The 19,808-nt window shown below is 39.7% G+C and carries 21 protein-coding genes and 2 pseudogenes; 22 read left to right on the plus strand and 1 reads right to left on the minus strand.

Going from position 1 to position 19,808, the window contains the following annotated elements:
- Nucleotides 1-259: 259 nt before the first annotated feature.
- Nucleotides 260-898 (minus strand): YigZ family protein, encoded by a 639-nt coding sequence (locus BN1243_RS17420; protein WP_062108961.1) that lies wholly within the window; start codon nt 896-898, stop codon nt 260-262.
- A gap of 510 nt (nt 899-1,408) precedes the next feature.
- On the opposite strand from BN1243_RS17420, the gene BN1243_RS17425 reads away from it, so the two are divergent.
- The 22 genes and pseudogenes from BN1243_RS17425 (at nt 1,409) to BN1243_RS17530 (ending at nt 19,529) form a co-directional block, all read left to right on the plus strand.
- Complete coding sequence (locus BN1243_RS17425; RefSeq protein WP_062108963.1) at nt 1,409-2,551, plus strand: sensor histidine kinase; 1,143 nt, start codon at nt 1,409-1,411, stop codon at nt 2,549-2,551.
- A gap of 64 nt (nt 2,552-2,615) precedes the next feature.
- The gene (locus tag BN1243_RS17430) at nt 2,616-3,296 is read left to right on the plus strand and encodes a response regulator (protein ID WP_062108965.1); all 681 of its coding nucleotides are present in this window, start codon (nt 2,616-2,618) and stop codon (nt 3,294-3,296) included.
- A gap of 159 nt (nt 3,297-3,455) precedes the next feature.
- The gene (locus BN1243_RS17435) at nt 3,456-4,298 is read left to right on the plus strand and encodes a DegV family protein (protein ID WP_062108966.1); all 843 of its coding nucleotides are present in this window, start codon (nt 3,456-3,458) and stop codon (nt 4,296-4,298) included.
- Nucleotides 4,299-4,380: 82 nt separating this feature from the next.
- The gene (locus BN1243_RS17440) at nt 4,381-5,781 is read left to right on the plus strand and encodes an ATP-dependent helicase ComFA (protein ID WP_195892129.1); all 1,401 of its coding nucleotides are present in this window, start codon (nt 4,381-4,383) and stop codon (nt 5,779-5,781) included.
- Nucleotides 5,778-6,482 (plus strand): ComF family protein, encoded by a 705-nt coding sequence (locus BN1243_RS17445; RefSeq protein WP_062108968.1) that lies wholly within the window; start codon nt 5,778-5,780, stop codon nt 6,480-6,482. Before BN1243_RS17440 ends, BN1243_RS17445 begins: the two co-directional genes overlap by 4 nt.
- Nucleotides 6,483-6,661: 179 nt before the next feature.
- Complete coding sequence (locus BN1243_RS17450) at nt 6,662-7,075, plus strand: TIGR03826 family flagellar region protein (protein ID WP_062108969.1); 414 nt, start codon at nt 6,662-6,664, stop codon at nt 7,073-7,075.
- Nucleotides 7,076-7,154: 79 nt separating this feature from the next.
- Nucleotides 7,155-7,412: a flagellar biosynthesis anti-sigma factor FlgM gene (gene flgM / locus BN1243_RS17455; protein WP_062108971.1), complete on the plus strand. Its 258-nt coding sequence runs from the start codon at nt 7,155-7,157 to the stop codon at nt 7,410-7,412.
- A 262-nt stretch (nt 7,413-7,674) separates the two neighbouring features.
- A complete protein-coding gene (locus tag BN1243_RS17460) occupies nt 7,675-9,858 on the plus strand; it encodes a hypothetical protein (RefSeq protein ID WP_062108972.1) in 2,184 nt (727 codons plus the stop codon).
- A 14-nt stretch (nt 9,859-9,872) separates the two neighbouring features.
- Nucleotides 9,873-10,169, plus strand: coding sequence for an EscU/YscU/HrcU family type III secretion system export apparatus switch protein (locus BN1243_RS17465; protein ID WP_062108974.1), 297 nt, complete (start codon nt 9,873-9,875; stop codon nt 10,167-10,169).
- 49 nt (nt 10,170-10,218) lie between these two features.
- Nucleotides 10,219-10,647 (plus strand): flagellar export chaperone FliS, encoded by a 429-nt coding sequence (fliS, locus tag BN1243_RS17470; protein ID WP_062108975.1) that lies wholly within the window; start codon nt 10,219-10,221, stop codon nt 10,645-10,647.
- Between the two features lie 22 nt (nt 10,648-10,669).
- On the plus strand, nt 10,670-11,485 hold the full coding sequence (locus BN1243_RS17475; RefSeq protein ID WP_062108977.1) for a flagellin N-terminal helical domain-containing protein: 816 nt from the start codon (nt 10,670-10,672) through the stop codon (nt 11,483-11,485).
- A gap of 289 nt (nt 11,486-11,774) precedes the next feature.
- The gene (locus tag BN1243_RS17480) at nt 11,775-12,212 is read left to right on the plus strand and encodes a YaaR family protein (RefSeq protein ID WP_062108978.1); all 438 of its coding nucleotides are present in this window, start codon (nt 11,775-11,777) and stop codon (nt 12,210-12,212) included.
- Between the two features lie 18 nt (nt 12,213-12,230).
- A complete protein-coding gene (locus BN1243_RS17485) occupies nt 12,231-12,713 on the plus strand; it encodes a flagellar protein FlgN (RefSeq protein ID WP_062108979.1) in 483 nt (160 codons plus the stop codon).
- A gap of 69 nt (nt 12,714-12,782) precedes the next feature.
- Entirely contained in the window at nt 12,783-14,270 is a 1,488-nt protein-coding gene (flgK, locus tag BN1243_RS17490) for a flagellar hook-associated protein FlgK (protein ID WP_062108980.1), read from the plus strand.
- A 12-nt stretch (nt 14,271-14,282) separates the two neighbouring features.
- Complete coding sequence (gene flgL, locus BN1243_RS17495; protein WP_062108982.1) at nt 14,283-15,158, plus strand: flagellar hook-associated protein FlgL; 876 nt, start codon at nt 14,283-14,285, stop codon at nt 15,156-15,158.
- Nucleotides 15,159-15,369: 211 nt separating this feature from the next.
- Nucleotides 15,370-15,924 (plus strand): DUF6470 family protein, encoded by a 555-nt coding sequence (locus BN1243_RS17500; protein WP_062108983.1) that lies wholly within the window; start codon nt 15,370-15,372, stop codon nt 15,922-15,924.
- A gap of 18 nt (nt 15,925-15,942) precedes the next feature.
- On the plus strand, nt 15,943-16,380 hold the full coding sequence (gene fliW / locus BN1243_RS17505; RefSeq protein WP_062108985.1) for a flagellar assembly protein FliW: 438 nt from the start codon (nt 15,943-15,945) through the stop codon (nt 16,378-16,380).
- A gap of 4 nt (nt 16,381-16,384) precedes the next feature.
- Nucleotides 16,385-16,612: a carbon storage regulator CsrA gene (gene csrA, locus BN1243_RS17510; RefSeq protein WP_062108987.1), complete on the plus strand. Its 228-nt coding sequence runs from the start codon at nt 16,385-16,387 to the stop codon at nt 16,610-16,612.
- 436 nt (nt 16,613-17,048) lie between these two features.
- Nucleotides 17,049-17,255: pseudogene (locus BN1243_RS17515) on the plus strand (flagellin N-terminal helical domain-containing protein); the annotation flags it as partial.
- A gap of 313 nt (nt 17,256-17,568) precedes the next feature.
- On the plus strand, nt 17,569-18,375 hold the full coding sequence (locus BN1243_RS22955) for a flagellin N-terminal helical domain-containing protein (RefSeq protein WP_407638865.1): 807 nt from the start codon (nt 17,569-17,571) through the stop codon (nt 18,373-18,375).
- Nucleotides 18,376-18,720: 345 nt separating this feature from the next.
- Nucleotides 18,721-18,834 (plus strand): annotated as a pseudogene (locus BN1243_RS17525) (flagellin); the annotation flags it as partial.
- A 74-nt stretch (nt 18,835-18,908) separates the two neighbouring features.
- Nucleotides 18,909-19,529, plus strand: a complete 621-nt coding sequence (locus tag BN1243_RS17530) for a hypothetical protein (protein WP_062108997.1) — start codon at nt 18,909-18,911, stop codon at nt 19,527-19,529.
- The last annotated feature ends 279 nt before the right edge of the window (nt 19,530-19,808 follow it).

Here is a 19,808-nt window from a genome sequence, read left to right on the forward strand (position 1 = left end):
GCCTTTTTATTTGATCTGGATAATCCTACTATGATTAATTTCGCGAGTTTCGGCGATAATTTATTGAGTTGGCTAGTAATTTCACGAGCTTCGGCGGTAATTTATTGAGATGGCCAATAATCTCGCGAACTTCTGCAATAATTTATCGAGTTGGCCAATAATTTCGCGAGCTCCAGCGATAATTTATCGAGAAGGCTAGTAATCTCGCGAAATCACCGATAATCTTTCAACTTGGTTAAATTATCTTTCAGAATTAACCTCACAAAATCAGGTCATTTTCCAAATACAATGTTTCCCCTTCGGAAATTTCTGCTTGTCCATTCGTCATATCGGTGATCCACTCTTGGAAAGCTGAAATTCCAGCTTCCTCTACATAGACTTCAATTTCAACGAGATCAGCGTAGTGGATTTCCTTTAGCTGATATATAGAAGAACGTAATTCGTTTTCGAGTTTACCGAGCCAAGTATAGTCTACTTTTATATGCATGACTGTCGCAAGTTTCCGTTCCACGACACCTACTGCATTAATCCCTTCTGAAGTAGCTTTACCGTATGCGCGAATTAATCCGCCTGCTCCGAGTTTAATGCCGCCAAAGTACCTTGTAACTACTACGACAGTATCTTTTAGTTCTCTTTTCTTTAACACTTCCAAAATGGGAACTCCTGCTGTGCCACTTGGTTCACCATCATCATTTGCCTTTTGGATTTGATCATTTTCTCCAATTAAATAGGCGGAACAATTATGAGTAGCGTTCCAATGTAATTTTTTAATATCTTGAATGAAAGCCTGTGCTTCTTCCTCTGTTTCGACACGGGCAACATGAGCAATAAACCTTGACTTTTGGATGACGATTTCATGTTCGCCCTGCTCTTTTACAGTAAAATAGTACGGAAGCAATAAGCCCAGCTCCTTTCGTTTAAAAAGTAATAAATATACCTAGAAAGTTTTAACTACATTATTCCCAGGACTAATATAATGAAAATTTGCAGTCTGCCAAAAAAATATGAAGGAATTGGATAGCGTATGGTCGAAGTAAAATTAAGGGAAAGCCCGACTCATATACACTAACAAGATTTATTTTAAAATATTTTCGAGTGAATTTCCCTCTTTCCCTATTATAATTGTAAGGAAAACTTAATGTTTCAGATTATTATACATGATATAATAAGGAAATAGAATCACGTCCCGCTCACCAGCCTATAGAAAGGTGTTCTGTTTTCTTGGAAAAAATAGGACTTCTTCCATACTTGTAGGTCAATAGTACGGAATTGCAAATTAAGCCTTGTTTAATAATTTAGTCGTTAAGATGGATTTTGTCCCATTTTTGCCAGAAAAATAGTTTGATTGCGACGATTCATGTAAAATAAATTTAATCCATTTAAGGAGGGGTATCCCTCAGGTGAAAATATGCCATTAAGAAAACTTAATGTAAAAGAACTAGATAGTATTGTCGAGCAAATGATAGAGACTGTTGATAAAAGCAAAGATGAGATTTTTCAGATTGGCGAACAATGTCGTCAAGAACATGAATCACTCGTAACAGAATTGCAACAGATTAAGGACCAAGTTGCAAATGTAATTGAAGAGAGTGATAGCCTTGAAAAAAGCTCACGCCTTGCTAGAAGACGTCTTTCAGAAGTAAGCCGAAATTTTAAAGCTTATTCTGAAGAACAAGTTCGTGAAGTATATGAATTTGCTCATAATCTTCAAACGCAACACCTTATGAATGAACAATTAGAAAAGCAACTTAGACAAAGACGAGATGATTTGGAAAGGCGGCTATTGGGTTTGCAGGAAACGATTGAAAGATCGGATTTTCTTGTCTCGCAAATTTCGGTAGTATCCAATTACCTCGTTAGTGATATAAAGGATATTGGTCTTGTCCTCGAAGATGCTAAAATGAAGCAGGATTTTGGTTTGCGAATCATTGAGGCGCAAGAGGAGGAGCGCAAGCGGATCTCGCGTGAAATTCATGATGGGCCTGCCCAGTTGTTAGCCAATGTATTGATTCGCTCGGACCTTGCCGTGAAGGTTCATAAGGAACAAGGTGCTGATCAAGCCTTTCAAGAGATTCGCAGTTTAAAGGAAATGATTCGCGGTGCTTTATATGAAGTGCGTCGCATCATTTATGATTTACGTCCGATGGCATTAGACGATCTTGGACTAATTCCAACATTAAAGAAATATTTGGAAACGATGGAAGATTACCATAAAAATGTAAAGATTACTTTTTCACATTTGGGTGAAGAAAAAAGACTCTCAACGAAATATGAAGTAGCCCTTTTTCGTTTAATACAAGAGTCCATTAACAATGCGCTTAAGCACGCTGAAGCAAAAGAAATTAAAGTGAAATTAGAATTTCGTAATGAAATTGTGACAGCGATTATAAGGGACAATGGGGTCGGATTTGACCCTGAGGTAAAAAAACATCAATCCTTTGGGTTGATAGGGATGAAAGAACGGATTACGATTCTCGAAGGTGAACTTGCGATAGATTCCGTAGCTAATAAGGGGACGGCTATCAAAATTAAGATTCCTTTACTAGAATAAAATCCATATTTCAAATTCAAAATGGATAAGAAACTGCCGATAGAAGCATAAGGGGGAATTATTTGTGACTACCAAGATAGTAATTATTGATGATCATCAATTATTTCGAGAAGGAGTAAAGCGGATTTTGGAATTTGAAAAATCCTTCTCCGTTGTTGCGGAAGGGGAAGATGGTTCAGATGCGCTTGAACTAGTAGAAACGCATCAACCTGATGTTGTCCTTCTTGATATTAACATGAAAACTACTAACGGGATTGAAGCGACCCGTCAACTATTGGAAGCATATCCAGAAACAAAGGCAATGATTTTATCGATTCATGATGATGAGGCATATGTGACACATGCATTGAAAACAGGTGCTTCAGGTTATATGCTGAAAGAAATGGACTCTGATGAATTGATTGAAGCTGTTAAAATTGTTGCAGAAGGCGGCTCCTATATTCACCCGAAAATTACTCACAAGCTTGTTAGAGAATATCGCAGACTAGCTAATCAACAGATTAATAGTCAAGGTTATCAACAACCAGAAGTGCAAATTCCGCTTCATTTGTTGACTAGCAGAGAGTGTGAAGTTTTACAATTATTAGCAGATGGAAAAAGCAATCGTGCCATCGGTGAAACGTTGTTTATTAGTGAAAAAACGGTAAAAAACCATGTTAGTAATATTTTACAAAAAATGAATGTAAACGACCGGACGCAAGCTGTTGTAACGGCCATTAAAAATGGCTGGGTGGAAGTTCGTTAGTAAAGAAAGGATCTGTTCAATTGGGCAGATTCTTTTTTTGATGTAAAGAAGCATGTTTTTCACTAATCAGGATACATTTAAGTAAAGTAGTCTTTTCAAAGTTGATAGAATTCGGTAGAATGAGGGGAATATAGCAACCACAAACGAGGTAGATAAATAATGAAAACGGCAGTTGTGACTGATAGTACGTCATATATACCCAAACATATTCGTGAAAATTTGGGTATCCATATGATACCGCTTAGTGTGGTTATAAATGGGGAAACCTATCGCGAAGAAGTAGATATATCAGCAGAAGATTTTTACAAAGAAGTAAGGAATGGCGATAAGCTTCCGAAGACAACACAACCGCCTATCGGTGAATTTGAGGAGTTATTTAGTGAACTCGCTAAAGAGTATGATGCTATTATCTCCGTTCATCTTTCGAGCGGAATTAGTGGTACATTTCAAGGGGCTGCATCTGTCGGAAACATGCTAGATAACGTAAAAGTTTACGCGTATGACTCTGAAGTGAGTTGTATGGCTCAAGGTTTTTATGTTTTGAAAGCAGCGACGCTAGCTCAAGAAGGGAAGCATCCAGACGATATAATAGCTGAACTCGATCACTTAAAAGCTAATGCCCGTGCTTATTTTATGGTGGATGATCTTACTCATCTGCAACGTGGCGGAAGGCTATCAAGCGCTCAAGCGATTATCGGCAGCTTGCTTAATATTAAGCCATTGCTCCACTTTGAAAATAAAGTGATCGTTCCATTTGAAAAAATTCGCACACGTAAAAAAGCAATGAAGCGAATTGTGGAATTATTGGATGAAGATGTAAAAAAAGGCAAAGATTTGCAAGCAACGATTATCCACGCAAATCGTTTGGAAGATGCGGTGGAATGGAAAAAAGAACTATCTGCCCTTTATCCTAATGTTGATTTTAGTATTAGTTATTTCGGTCCTGTAATTGGCACGCATCTCGGCGAAGGCTCGATGGGACTCGGTTGGACATTAAAATAGTCATTATAGATTTATAGAATATTATTAATTATAGGGTGTTTGGGAATCTCGATCCTGCACCCTACCAATATTGAGGTGAAAAATGAATAAAACAATTGAAACGTATTACTCCGAATTACAACTTCTTCTCGATGGTAAACACCTACTACCAAGTGAAATTCCCTTCCCTAAAACAATCATGAACGAATATATTTCCCATGAATTAATTGAGGCAACACCCGGTATTATCAAACAAGGCAAGAATTATCGCTGTTCCCGCTGTAACAATGAAACACCGCGCTTATTTACTTCGTTTCCATGCGCTCTCTGCCAAAAGGAATGCTATTATTGCCGAAAATGCATCATGATGGGCAGGGTTTCCACATGTACACCGTTGCTCAGATGGAAAGGTCCGCCCGTACATAATCCTCATCAAGACCATTCAACTTATCTCACTTGGAACGGAACTCTTTCACCTGGCCAAAAAGTGGCTTCAAATGCAGGAGTTGAAGGAGTGCGTATGAAAAGCGATCTAACGATTTGGGCAGTGTGTGGCGCTGGAAAAACGGAAGTGCTTTTTGCCGCGATTGACGAAGCGCTAATGTCGAAACTGAGAGTGTGTATTGCTACGCCTAGAACAGATGTAGTTTTAGAACTCGCCCCACGTTTGAAAAAGGTTTTTCCTACCATTCCAGTAGCGGTTTTATATGGCGGAAGTAAAGATCGTAATCTGTATGCCCCTCTCACTATATCCACTACTCACCAACTTCTACGTTTTTATCAAGCATTTGACCTCATGATTGTTGATGAAGTAGATGCCTTTCCTTATTCCTATGATTCCAGTTTACAATGGGCTGTTAAAAAATCAGTTCGGCCACAAGCAACGACCCTTTATCTTACAGCAACCCCTAGTGAAACATGGCAAATGGAATGCAAGTATGGGAAAAGAAATTATGTTAAAATCCCTGCCCGTTTTCACCGTCAACCATTGCCAATACCGCAATTCACATGGTGCGGAAACTGGAGAAAACAATTGGAAAAGATGAAAATACCTTTAGTTGTAGAGAATTGGATTCAAAAGCGATTAAATCAAAACAAGCAAATGCTGTTATTTCTTCCCCATATTGAATTAATGGAAAAAGCCTTGCCGATTTTTCAAAAGTTGCATCCGAAAGTTGAGGCTGTACATGCGGAAGATCCGAATCGGAAAGCGAAGGTAGAAAAAATGCGCAGTATGGAAGTGCCTTTACTTTTAACGACGACGATTTTAGAGAGAGGTGTTACATTCCCTAATATTGATGTGGCTGTCCTAGGAGCGGAAGATGATATTTTCACAGAGTCGGCGCTCGTTCAAATCGCAGGCAGGGTAGGAAGAAGTGCGGAGTTTCCGAATGGTCATATAACCTTTTTTCATTATGGCAGAACGAAAGCGATGATCCGGGCGCTCGTGCATATCGATGATATGAATAAAGAGGCTGCGAAAAAGGGGATGATTGACCAATGAATTGCCTATACTGTGACACTGCAATAGCGTTAGAGATGTCATGGCGGAATTTACTTTTTCCTACGGTTCAACCGAAGCTTTGTGAATCGTGTGACAGAAAATTATTATTGATTGGAGAAGCATGTTGTGAAAGCTGTTCTCGTCCATTAAAAAATGTAGCCCCTAAGTATATAAAAGAAAATAAATGTCTTGACTGTATAAAGTGGGAGCAAGATCCAAATTGGACAAATACATTAGAGAAAAATATTTCGCTTTTTCAATACAATGACTTTTTAAAAGAAGTCGTTGCTCGTTTTAAATTCCGCGGAGATTATGAATTAGCGAAGATTTTTTCAGGAGAACTTCAAAGGCAATTACGAACGATAGAATATGAAATGCTCGTCCCAATCCCGCTTAGTAAAGAACGATTGCTCGAGCGCGGCTTTAATCAGTCCGAAGCCCTGGGCCAAGTGGCTGGAATAGAAACTGACCATGTATTGGAAAGAATCCATTCCGAAAGGCAATCAAAGAAAACGCGCAAACAACGCTTATCGCAACAGCAGATTTTCAGATTTTGTGGTGATAAAAAGCAAGTTTTTGAGAAGAACATCTTGCTAATAGATGACATCTACACAACTGGAATAACCCTTCGTCACGCAGCTAAAGTGTTGAAGGAGGCAGGTGCAGGGCAAGTTCACGCGATTACATTGGCAAGGGGATGAGGCGCTTTAAATTTATTGAAATGGCCGGTATAAACCCGTTCGGAGAGAAATAAACCCGTTCGAAGGGAATTAATCCCTGTTCAGCGAAAATTAAACTCGGTCACGTCTCGACACAAGTAAAAAATTATTCAAACGTACCGATATAAAATATATGATATTGAGTACGGGGGGTTTTTTCCATGGATATAATAAATTGTCCAACTTGTGGTAAAATTTTTATGAAAAATGCGGTTCGTGATGTATGTGCCGATTGTTATCGTCAAGAGGAAGCCGACTATGATCGGGTTTATCAATTTTTACGGAAACGGGAAAATCGGGCTGCAACGATCGAGACTGTAGCGAATTCAACCGGGGTTGAGGAAAGCCTCCTTTATAAATGGGTGCGGCGCGGTCGCCTTCATACTACCCAATTTCCAAATTTGGGATATCCATGTGATCAATGTGGCAAGATAATAAAAAAAGGAAAGCTATGTGATTCCTGCACATCAAACATAAAAAATGAATTAGAAGTTTTCGACAAAGAACAGGAACGAATCGAGAACTTTAAAAAATCAGCGTACTACTCTCAAGGAAAGCCGAAATTTGGCGAATAATTATTGCTAAACAATTTTAAGCTATAACCGATATAATAAGAAGAACAGACTCACGGACGGGTGCAAAGGAGGGTATGAAATGAAAATTAATCCATATCGTCATGTGGAAAATCAGCCTTATCAGCGACAAGTCCCAAAAAAAGAGCAGGCTGCTACGACTAAACAAACAGATAAAGTAGAGATCTCCTCCGAGGCGAAGAAGATGCAGCAAATTCCGTCTATTGTGATAGAACGTGAACAGAGAATTGCCGAACTCAAGAATCAAGTACAGAACGGCGAGTATAAGGTTGATCCGAAAAAGGTTGCCGAAGGAATGGCTAAATTTTTTGGACTATAAAAAAATCCAAACTATATAAAATATGCGAAATCGAACGGATTCGAAGTATTGCTCAAGGAAGAGCAACAAGGTTGAACGCAAATTCGCAAAAAAAGACCAGAATAATGGTTTTTTTGAGTTGCCCTTTTGCGTTTAATAAAGAGTCCGGATGATTGAGGGAATCAGCCCCAACATCTTGGGTATCTGCTTAAGCGGAGGGGCGGGTTCCCTTTTGTCTTTTTAAGCTGGCTTAAACGTTCAATCTTTACGGAGTGTGAGATAGATGCAAGTAAATAATGATGTTAAAACAGCAATGTTTAGTCCGTTAGATGTGCCGAAAAATCTCAAAGAAGGGGAAGCTTATCAAGCAACTGTAAAGGAGAAGCTTCCTGGTAATGAAGCGATTCTGCAAATAAAAGGACAAGAACTGCGTGTACAGTATGAAGGTAAATTGCCTGATTCCGGAAAAGTAAATGTCCAATTGACGAAGACCGAACCTCCTGTTGTGAAAGTTGCCCCTAATCAACCAGAAGCGGCACGCCCACAAACAACAGGACTGCCAGATAGTACGAGACAGGCGATTGGAATCTTGAATCAACAGCATCTTCCGATTACACGAGAAACGATACAGAATATTAAAGCGTTTTTGGACCATGCTTCAGGAACAACTGAACAAAAGCTTGAAACGATCGCTCAAATGGCTGGAAAAAAGTTGGATTTTACACCGCAACAATTAGCAACCGTGCATGAAGCGCTTCATGGAGAAAAGTTTGGGAAGGTAGTCGAAGACGTTGCAAAGGCATTAGATACTGCAGTGAACCAAAGCCTGCCAAAGGATGATAGCTCGCGTCTACTAGATGTTTTGAAGCGACTGGAACAAATAACAAAAGACCCGGCAAAAAGCCAAGTAATCAAGGGTTTAGTTCGCTCTTTACAGTCAGGTGGCGATCAGAACGAGATTCTCGGGAAAATTGTTACTGAATTTTCAGCAGAACTTCAGAATGATCAAGGACTTGCAAGGGAAGTTCTTTCTTTGCAAAAAAACATCATGATTGGAAATGTTGGTTCTACTATAAAGGAAACGAATTCCTTACCGTCGATCATTCAACAGACACTAGCGCAAGTTAAGAAAAATCCGGATCTAACTCAAGTCATTCAGTTTCTAAAGGAGAATTTAAACGGGGAACAACTTCAAGAAGCTGTCGGAAAAGCAGAGCAATTGCTTTCTTCTGGAAGAGAATTAGCTGCTCGTCAAGAACTGGCAAACTCGTTAGCTGGATTAGAAAAAGGTCAGCAGGCGACACAACTGCCCCAAGAGGTGGATGCTACTTACCGATTTAGTCAGGAATTTTTAGCTGCGATACCAATTCAATCTAGAGATCTTATCGTTACAACGATCACAAAAAAGTTATCTCAGGCAGCGCTGGATTTCAAAGCTGTACAACGGGACATTAGCCATGCGCTTCATAACACTGAAAAACTGATGCAACAATCACCTGTTTTAGCAAGACCATCGTTGGAAGCGGCGATTAAACAGCTCGATAACGCGATTTTAAAAAGTGATTTCATGCTTTATGCTGATATGGCGACGGAGAAGAAACTTTTGCAATCAAGTTCACAACTCTATGAAGCTAGAAAATTATTAGCTAAAGGAGAAACAGCAAAGGCCAGTGAGATCGTTCAGGAAGTGCGGACGACAGTAGAAAAACTAGTATTCCAACCGTCTGATCAGCGAGTAAAACACTTCGTTTCAAAAGAAATGATGAACGAATTACCAATGAGAGATCAGTTTGAGCGCGCATTAGTCGAGCCTCTGCAAACATTAAGAGGAGAACCGACTGCACGCCATACGCTTGAATATATACGAAATTTAGGGCTTGGTCATGAATCAGAAGTTGCTCATCGGCTTGTCGCCGGCAATCTATCCCAGTCGGAAGCTGATCAATCATTGAAGCAACTCCTACTAAAACTCGCAGCTACAGAAGGAAATCAACTGGCAAGCCAAAAGGCGGAGCAGGCGATTCAAAATATGACGGGTCAACAATTATTAAGTAAACCTGACTCAACAGGATTGCAGACGATGTTATTCACATTGCCACTCATCTTGCGTGATCAAGTCGAAAACGTCAAAGTTTTTCTGAAGTCGAATCAATCTGGACAAAAAATGGATTGGGAAAATTGTAGTCTCTACTTTTTATTAGATACAAAACATCTTGGAGACGTAGGGATTCACCTATCTGCTGTAGATCGAACGCTTTCGGTGACATTAAAAAATGATCATCCGCAATTTGAAAAGAGGATGACACCGATTGTCGATAAAACAAAAGAGCGGCTCGAAGAAGTGGGCTATCGAATTGGTGGCATTCAATTCACAAAACTATCTTCGACCGATGAAAAGAAAGTAGCGAATGTGGCGGTGAAGAAACAGCCGTCCTTTACGGAGCGGGGCTATGACTTTTCGGTATAGAAAGGGATTCACATATGATTGCAAACTATTATAATCAGAAAAATCGCCGATTGAAAAAGGGACCTTCTGCCGCGGTTCTTCGCTATGATGAAGCTGAGGGAGGAGCCCCTCAAGTTGTTGCACAGGGAACAGGGGCAATGGCCGTCAAAATTATGGAGATGGCAAAGGAACACGGTGTTCATATGCAAGAAGATCCAAGCCTTGTCAGTCACCTATTAGACATCGATCTCGGCAGCAATGTTCCGCCACAACTTTATACAGTCATTGCGGAAATTTTACTATTGATTGAGGAAATGGATCGATTAGACTAAAGGATTTCATAGAAAAACCGATAAAAAGAAGGAACGGAGGCAAAATTCGATGGATTTTTTATCAGAAGAATTACTCTATCAAAAATCATCACAACAGCTAACAGCTTATCTCTATGAAGCATGTATTCAGCGGCTTCAAGAAGCGATTCAATGCATCGAAGAAAAACAGTATGCAGAAGCAAATGAAAAACTACAAAAAGTAAATGACATGATCCACCGACTCGGTGTTGGTATAAATTATGGAGCCGGCATTATCGCTGATCAGCTCGATACTCTCTATAATTATATGGCGAATCAAGTGATCCAAGGCAATTTGAAAAAAGATGTAGCCATTTTACAGGAAGTTTTAACGATCATGGAACAACTGGCTAGTGCCTGGACAGAAGCGATGAATATGGATAATACAGATGCCCAGCGCGAACGATTAAGAAAAACGAGCGCCTACGAAAAAAATATCATGGTCTCAGAACGCGAATAAACTTTTAAAAAGGGGAAGAACAATGAGAATTAATCATAATATCCAAGCATTGAACGCATATAGAAACTTATCTCAAACGATGGCAAGTACATCTAAAAGTTTGGAAAAATTATCATCTGGCTTGCGCATTAACCGCGCCGCAGATGATGCAGCCGGTCTAGCAATCTCAGAAAAAATGCGCTCGCAAATTCGCGGCCTTGACATGGCAGAACGCAATGCCCTTGATGCGGTATCATTGATTCAAACAGCAGAAGGTGCATTGAACGAAACGCATTCGATTTTGCAGAGAATGCGGGAGTTGAGCGTGCAGGCGGCGAATGGGACGATGGATACGAGTGACCGAAATGCAGTTCAACTTGAGGTTGATCAACTTGTTGAAGAGATTGATCGAATAGCTGGGAAAACTGATTTTAACGGAAAAAAATTATTGGATGGGAAAACAACAGCTGGCTTTGACTTCCAAATAGGTCCTAATAACCTTGATAAAATGACCGTGAAAATCGGAGCAATGGACGCAACTACATTAGGAGTTAAGGGACTCAAAGTTTCTACAAGTGCTGAAGCACAAAAAGCTATTCAGTCATTAGACTCAGCAATTGATAAGGTTTCAAAACAGCGTGCTGAACTCGGTGCTTATCAAAATCGTCTCGAACATACAGTAACAAACTTACAAACAGCAAACGAAAACTTAACAGCTGCTGAATCACGTATTCGTGACCTTGACATGGCAATGGAAATGTCGAACTTCACACGAAGCAATATATTGAATCAAGCTGGACAAGCTATGCTTGCACAAGCTAACCAATTACCACAAGGAATCTTGCAGTTATTGCAATAGTAGGGGGGAGCAATCGGTGGGATGACTGGTTGCTCCGTGAACTTGCTTTTGGATGAGGGTAAAAAATTCTATACGAGAGTATTTCGCGCCATACGAGAGTATTTATTTTTATGTGAGAGTATTTCGCGCGATACGAGAGTATTTATTTTTATGTGAGAGTATTTCGTGCTATACGAGAGTAAATTTTTCTATGTGAGAGTATTTCGCGCGATACGAGAGTATTTTTTTCTATACGAGAGTATTTCACGCTATAAGCGAAAAAGGATTACACAACGCGGAGTGATTTTTTATGGATGTACGCCGAATTGAGAAAACTGGCATAAATCAAGTTCAGAAAAAGGGCAAAGAAGCGACAGAGTCTGTCCGTTTCACTGAAGTAATGGCGAAAGGTCGCGAACAAATCGTTTATGACCGTATGCAGAAAATGCAGGCCGATATAGAAGCTCAAGGCCAGAAACTTGCCAAATCCCAAACAATTGAGGACTTTAAAAAATATAAGCAACTTGTTAAATCTTTTATGGAAGATGCCGTGAAAAATGGACTTCAGCTTGAGGAACAACGCGGGCTTGATTGGCGCGGCCGGACGAAAGTATATAAAATCGTCAAAGAAGTCGACAAGAAACTCATTGATTTGGCAAATACTGTCCTTGATAAAGAAAAAAGAGGCCTCGACATACTTGGTCTTGTTGGAGAAATCCAAGGGTTACTCATTAATATCTATACTTAACTTGGGAGGGACTTGGAAATGACGTCCCAGACACTTATTGAATCAATGGAAAAACTATATACACTACATGAACAATTACACAAAGTAGCTTTGGAAAAAACGGCTGCTTTGAAACAGAACGACATTCAAGCTCTCGGGAAATTGCTTCGTGAAGAACAAAAACTCGTAGCAGAGATTCAAATTGCGAATCGAAGCCGCGAACAAGCCGTGGAACTGTTGACGGGTGAAAAAGGTATGACAATGTCTGACCTAATTAGCAAGATGGTGGAACCCGAACGCGAAAAACTGAACGATTTGCAAATGCAACTTTCTACACTTTTACAAGAACTGCAAAATGCTAATGACTTAAACCAGCAGCTGCTACAATACTCACTCCAATTCGTCAATATGAATTTGGATATGCTGGCGCCAGAACCAGAACTTCCGAACTATACGAAAACACGAGAGGAAGCAAGTGAGTATCCTGGAACGGACAGACCAGTTTTTGACTCGAAAGCTTAAGTAGTACTAGTAATGTAGGATTTACCCATTCACAATTCATATTTTTATAACCTTATAGGAGGACAACTAATGCGCTCCACTTTTATGGGCTTAGAAACAGCTAAGCGCGGCATGTATACACAGCAAAGTGCGATCTATGTGACGGGCAATAATATTGCTAATAAAAATACGCTTGGTTATTCGCGTCAACGTGTGAACTTTGAATCAACTACTCCATACCCGTCCGCATCTTTGAACCGTCCGCATATTCCTGGTCAACTTGGAACAGGTGTACAAGATGGTTCGATTCAGCGAATTCGTGACTCATTTATTGATGGACAATATCGCGGTGAAAATAATAAATTAGGATACTATGAATCACTGGCAGGATCATTAAAACAAATGGAAGAAATTATGAATGAACCAAGTGATAATGGACTTTCGAAAGCGATGGCTCAATTTTGGCAGTCGTTGCAAGATTTAACAACAAATGCAGAAAACGAAGGTGCCCGCAGAGTTGTCATTCAACGGGGACATTCTGTTGCTGAAACATTTCAGTATTTACATTCCTCTTTAACAACAATTAAGAACGATTTGAAAAAAGAAATGGATCTGTCTGTTACGAAAATCAATGCGCTTGCTCAAGATCTTGCCGCGGTCAATTCGCAAATAAGTGAAGTTGAGCCACATGGATATTTACCGAATGAATTATATGACGAACGTGACCGTATATTAGACGAATTATCGAAAATGGTGCCAATCGAAACAGAAAGTATCCAATATGGCGGAAATTCTTTACCGATGGCAGAAGGTGGCAAGAATGTCTATATTACGCTAGGTGGGGAAAAAGTTCTTCTTGTGCAAGATAAGAATGCTCAACAATTAAAATGGGATGATGCGAAAGAGAACCTCTCTCTAAATGGAAAGTCTTTCTCTCATACGAGCCTTGGAGAAGGAAAAGGAACTTTATCTGCATTGTTCCGCTCCTACGAAGTAGAGTATCCCGAGATGCTTGACCAGCTTGATCAGTATGCTTTTACGTTTGCGAAAGCCTTCAATGAAGTACATAAAAATGGACAAGATTTGAACGATGATCCAGGTAAAGACTTTTTCGATGTCGGCACTTCATACGAAGGTGCGGCCGGAAGAATTTCTGTACTATTGAAGGAACCTTCCGAGGTAGCAGCTGCTTTACAAGGTATGGAGAGCGGAAATGGCGATAATGCCCAAGCATTAGCCGATGTTAAAGACCTCGTAATTAAAGACGGAATTATGGAAGGTCTTGAAAGTCTTGGAACTTTACAAATTAAATCTGGAACTCTTCAATCTTTTTACGAAGGGATTATTGGCGAAATGGCGGTTAAAGGGCAACAAGCAAACCGTTTAGAGTACAATACAACCGTGCTTCTTGACTCGATTGGAAAAACAAGAAGTTCTATTAGTGAAGTATCTTTAGATGAAGAATTCTCTAATTTAATCCAATTCCAACATGCATATTCTGCATCGGCAAGAATGATTTCAGTTGTGGATGAAATGCTTGATAAAATCATTAACGGCATGGGAACTGTTGGTAGATAAGGGGGATATTAAATGCGCGTAACAGATGGCATGATTGCCAAAAATGTCATGTTTAATATAAATCAAAGCTATTCGAGACTTGATAAACTATTTGAACAAGTGCAAACCCAGAAGAAAATCTCACGTCCATCCGACGATCCCGTTGTGGCGATGAAGGGAATGTTTTACAGGACGAATGTTCTTGAAATTGAACAATTCAAGCGCAATTTCTCTGAAGCACGGAACTGGGTCGAAACAGCTGATTCCGCGATTGATGAAGCTGGTAAAGCAATGGAGCGAATTCGTGAACTGACTGTCCAAGCGAGTAACGGAACGTATGATGAAGATCAATTAGAGGCAGTTGCTGAAGAAGTTGCCCAATTAAAAGATCATATTAAAACAATTGCCAATTCCAAAGTTGGCGATAAATATATCTTCAATGGTACGAACACATTGAATCCGCCTATTGTCGGAGATACAATCAATTTCACGAAGGATAATGTTGAATTTGAACTGGCAAAAGGAATTAAAGTAGCTGTCAATATGCAAGGGGAAGATGTCTTCGGTACTGGGGCAGACAGTGTCTTTAACGTTCTAACTGATTTAGAGCAAGCACTAAGAAGTGGAGACTCGCAAAACTTGGACGGACTTTTAGATCGTATCGATACAAGTTCTAATAAAATGCTCTCAGGCCGTGCTGAACTAGGAGCGCGAACGAACCGCCTAGACTTTATGGAAGAGCGGATCGATAATCAGGAAGTCATCGCCAAGCGGATCATGTCCGACAACGAAGACATTGAGTTTGAAAAAGTCGTTATGGAATTCAAAGCGCAAGAGGCTGTCCATCGAGCAGCAATGTCTGTAGGGGCGAGCATTATTCAGCCGACATTAATGGATTTTTTAAGATAAGTGAAACTTCAATCAGTGGGGCTTCATCCCTCCACTGATTGATAGTTGAACGAATCGGGCTTTTACTGGCTGTCGATCCCCACTTACTCTTCCAGAATTTATCGGGAATTCTTTTAAAGTTGGGGTCTTACAGCCAGTTAAAGCGGGATAAAATAAAAAGGGATTGTCTCGAGCGGGACATCCCTTTTTTGAAAGAAAGGGGATGAGAATTATGCAAGTCCCACAGATTCGAATGGAATCACAATTCGCCAAAATCGGGATTGAAACGAAAGAAATAAAGCAATCAATTCAGCAGCCTAAAGCTGATTTACATATCAAACAGCCTCAAGCTGAAATAAAAATGCGGACAACACCAGGAAAATTAACGATTGATCAGTCACAAGCATGGGAAGAAATGGATATAAAAGGTATTTTTCAGCGTGTAAAGGAAAATGCTGTTAGAGGAAGCCAAAAATTAATGGAAGGGATCGCTCGCACGGTTCGAGAAGGAGACGAGATGATCGAAATTCAAAATGGTCAAAACGCCTATGTCGAGCAAGCGCGGCGCAACGCCAATCCTCCGCCACCCGAGCTAAACATTACATACGTACCTTCACCATTTTCGGTAAAATTGCATTACCAACAAGGAAAAACAGATATTCAGTTTCAAACAAGAAAGCCGATCATTGATGCAAATACGCGGAAACCAGTGATCTCTTACCAACCTGGCGAGGTTAATGTACATTTGAGACAGCGGAATAGTCTTAAGATAGATTTTGTCAAATAGTAAATGGAGCGTGAACAAATGATGATTCAAACGAAATATCACGGCGAGGTTAAAGTCAAGGAAGATTCCATTTTAACTTTTGAAAAGGGCATTCCTGGTTTCCCAGATGAAAAGAAATTCACCTTGTTGCCATTGCCAGATATGTCATCTGTTTCTGTACTGCAATCAATCGAAACACCAGCATTGGCATTTGTCATCGCTGATCCTTATAGCTTTTATAAGGAATATAATTTTTCATTAGATGAAAACACGGTCGAGCAATTGGAGATTAGTGGTTCTGAGGACGTTAGTGCTTTTGTCATCCTAACTGTGCACGATCCATTTGAAAAGACAACGGCGAACCTGCAGGCGCCAATTATCGTTAATGTAAAAACAAATCATGCGAAGCAAGTGATTTTAAATGACGAAAACTACAAAACGAAAACCCCGCTCTTTGGGCAAACAGTGAAGGGGTGACAGGATGCTTGTATTAACGAGAAAAAAAGGCGAATCGATCCAAATAGGCGAAGACATTGAAATCACGATTACACAGGTAAAAGGCGACCAAGTAAAGCTTGGCATCAAAGCACCGAAGAACGTCGAGATTCATCGGAAGGAAGTTTGGGTGGAAATTCAGGAAGAAAATGCAGAGGCATCTGAGGGTGTCGGGGATTTGTTTGGGGTATTGGCGAAGGTGAAAAAAGAATAGAGGTAGAAACAAACTGTTCTCGTAGAAATGGAGGACAGTTTTTTATTGTACACCAGGAAATTATAAAATTTTAGCGTGTGGATAAGTTCTAACAGGAAGGTTTGTCGTCCAGCTCCAGCGCCTAGCGACGTACAAATTTACGTCTTCTTCCTACGATAAGTCAACATCGGCTCATGCTTCGCCGTGTTTCCTTTATCTCGTCAGAAGTCTTTAAATTTGTACGTCGCTAAACAGGCGCTTGCGCTTTTGTTCTTTAACAGGACTTCAGTTCCAAAAAAGAGACGAAAAATTTTATCGAAAACTATTAAACAATCTCGAACTATGACGATATAACTAGTGTAAGCAATGCAAGGGGCGGCCGACCCTCTGCATTCGCTAAAAAATATGCAAAACCGTCCACACGGATGTGGGTGGTACATTCAAGGAGGAAAAACAAATGATTATCAATCATAATATTGCAGCGTTGAATACGCACCGTCAATTGGGTGCTGCTTCCAACGCACAATCAAAATCAATGGAGAAATTGGCTTCTGGTCTACGTATCAACCGTGCTGGTGACGATGCTGCTGGGCTAGCGATTTCTGAAAAAATGCGTGCGCAAGTTAAAGGATTAGATCAAGCAACTCGTAATGCACAAGACGGTAAACTAGAAATGCCGCTCTAAGTAGTAATACTTAGATGAACAACTCCGTGAATTCGGTGGAACCCCAAACCAATCAAATTTATAGATGGATGGTGGGCAATACCGAGCCAAGCCTAATGAAATGGTTGAAAGTAGTTAGGAAGGTGTAACGATCAGGTGGTGAGGAACCAGACCGATAACCCACCCACGAGCGCGGGGCATCCCAAGTGGATGAAGATATGATCTGAACTTTATGGAAACATAAAGAAGTAGCGGATAAAGAACCACTACGATAACAAATTTGATTTCTCTAATCCAAACTGCTGAAGGTGCATTGAATGAAACACATTCAATGTTACAAAGAATGAGAGAATTAGCTGTTCAAGCTAATAATGGAACAAATAATGAAGATGATTTAACGGAGATTCAGAAAGAAATTACACAATTAAACACAGAAATTACTCGTATAGCAGAAAAGACTGAGTTTAATACCAAAACATTATTAGATGGTTCATTGGGAGTAAAACCGACAACGGTGTCCTCCGCTGATTGGAAAAATGCTGGTGTATCTATTGATGTTACTGGAATCGGCAGTGGAAAAACTATTGAGTTTACCGTAACAGGTGCGGATGCATCTGCTACTTTAACTGCAAAATTGGGTGATGTTGAACAAACTATCACTATTGGAACAAGTGTAGCCGCAGGAACAGAATTAAATTTTGATGCAATTGGTTTAAAATTGGGTTTCTCTGCCACTACTGCTGTGGGTGATGTTCCTAAGACATCCATTGTAACGGAAGGTAGTCAAATATCTTTCCAAATAGGAGCCAATGGTGATACTACATTAGATATTGGTATTAATAATATGAAAGCTAGTGCATTAGGCAAGGACGTAACTGGAGGAACTGGTACAATTCCAGCAAGTATTAATGCAATAGATGTATCAGCGGCTGACTTTAGTTTTGATCAAACCATTAAGGTAATCGATAAAGCTATTGGAGAAGTTTCTGCACAAAGGTCTACCTTAGGTGCTTGGCAAAATAGATTAGACCACACTATTAATAACTTAGGAACATCTTCCGAAAACCTAACAGCTGCGGAATCTCGTATCCGTGACGTTGATTATGCTTTAGCTGCCTAAGGCGGTGACAAGCACAGTCGTCCTAGCTGGTAACGGCTAGAGATAATAATCGGGTGAATTGCTGGAAAACCCTTAGAGCTTTTCTTACCACAACGTAGTTAGAAATGACAAGCGTGATGGTTTGAAAAAAGGAAAAGATTGGGCAATCAGCAGCCAAGCTCCTATCTCGAAAGAGTGGAGAAGGTTCAACGACTAGGATAAACCATCTAAGGCCTTGCTAAGATGATGAAATCCATAGGAGAAACAATGTCCATCAGCATTGTGAATCCGAAGTGCCCGACCCCTACTAGATCACTAGAGGGTGAAGATATAGTCTAGTCATTTATGAAAGTAAATGTTCGCACGATGGCGAAAGAAATGATGGAACAAACGAAGAATTCTATTCTTGCTCAAGCATCTCAAGCAATGCTTGCACAAGCTAACCAAGCTCCTCAAGGAGTATTGCAATTGCTTCGTTAATTTTAGATTATTTGGAAGGGACTCTAGTTTTACTAGGGTCTCTTTTTATCATATTTGAAGTAAGGAGTAAAGAAATGGAAATTCCCATTCATCTATTAAACAAGCAGACGTACTTAGAAACGGTTAATAACATAATTAAACTTAATGAACATATGGCGGAATTTTGGTCCAATCCAAATGGGTGGGCATCAGTAGAAACAGTAAAATACTTGGGAAAAGCCCGTTTAGATAGACAAGTATCCTTATCATGTTCTTTGAAAAATTGGAATAACTATGATTGTAAAGACAGTTATGAGGGAGATCTAATATTAGCTTGGGCCAATCTGGGATCACTGGTTGAGGGTACATTAAAATTGTTTTTATCAGTGTACATTGAAGATTATAAGGAAGATTTTGAAAAGGCGAAAAACAAAAATAGAAAGATGAGGATGCCGGATAGTATGTTTCTAGACGAAATCAAAAACTTTTTTGAAAAAAGAATTTGGAATACAGAACCAGCAAAAGAGTTTAATGAATGGGTAACCTTTGTCCAGAAGAGGAGGAATGCAATCCATGCTTATAAACATAGGGAGATAGGGACATATAAAGAGTTTTATAGTCACGTAGATAAGTATCTTACGTTCCTGATTTTTCATTTATCGGTATTGCCATATCCTGAGGATTACCCCAAACTATCAGAGCTGATTGATTTATAATAACATATCAAACTCTAAGACTCGTATACTATGATCTGAAAAAATTAAAAGACTGTTCACTCATGAAAAAGTTTAAACTTAGGTCTATTTTTGTCGGAATGGAGAAACATCCCATCCAATTAAAAGGCGGATGAAAGTGAAGATAGATAGTCTTAGTGCCAGATGCAAGGACTGAAGTCTTTAATTAAATTTCACGAACATTTGTCCGGTGTTATGGTATAATTGTATTGGGTGATAGGAATGAAAACCAATTTTATAAATAAGTTATCTCACAATGAA

Origin of the sequence: Bacillus niameyensis, assembly GCF_001375535.1 — a bacterium.
In the GTDB taxonomy this organism is placed as follows: domain Bacteria; phylum Bacillota; class Bacilli; order Bacillales; family Bacillaceae_C; genus Lederbergia; species Lederbergia niameyensis.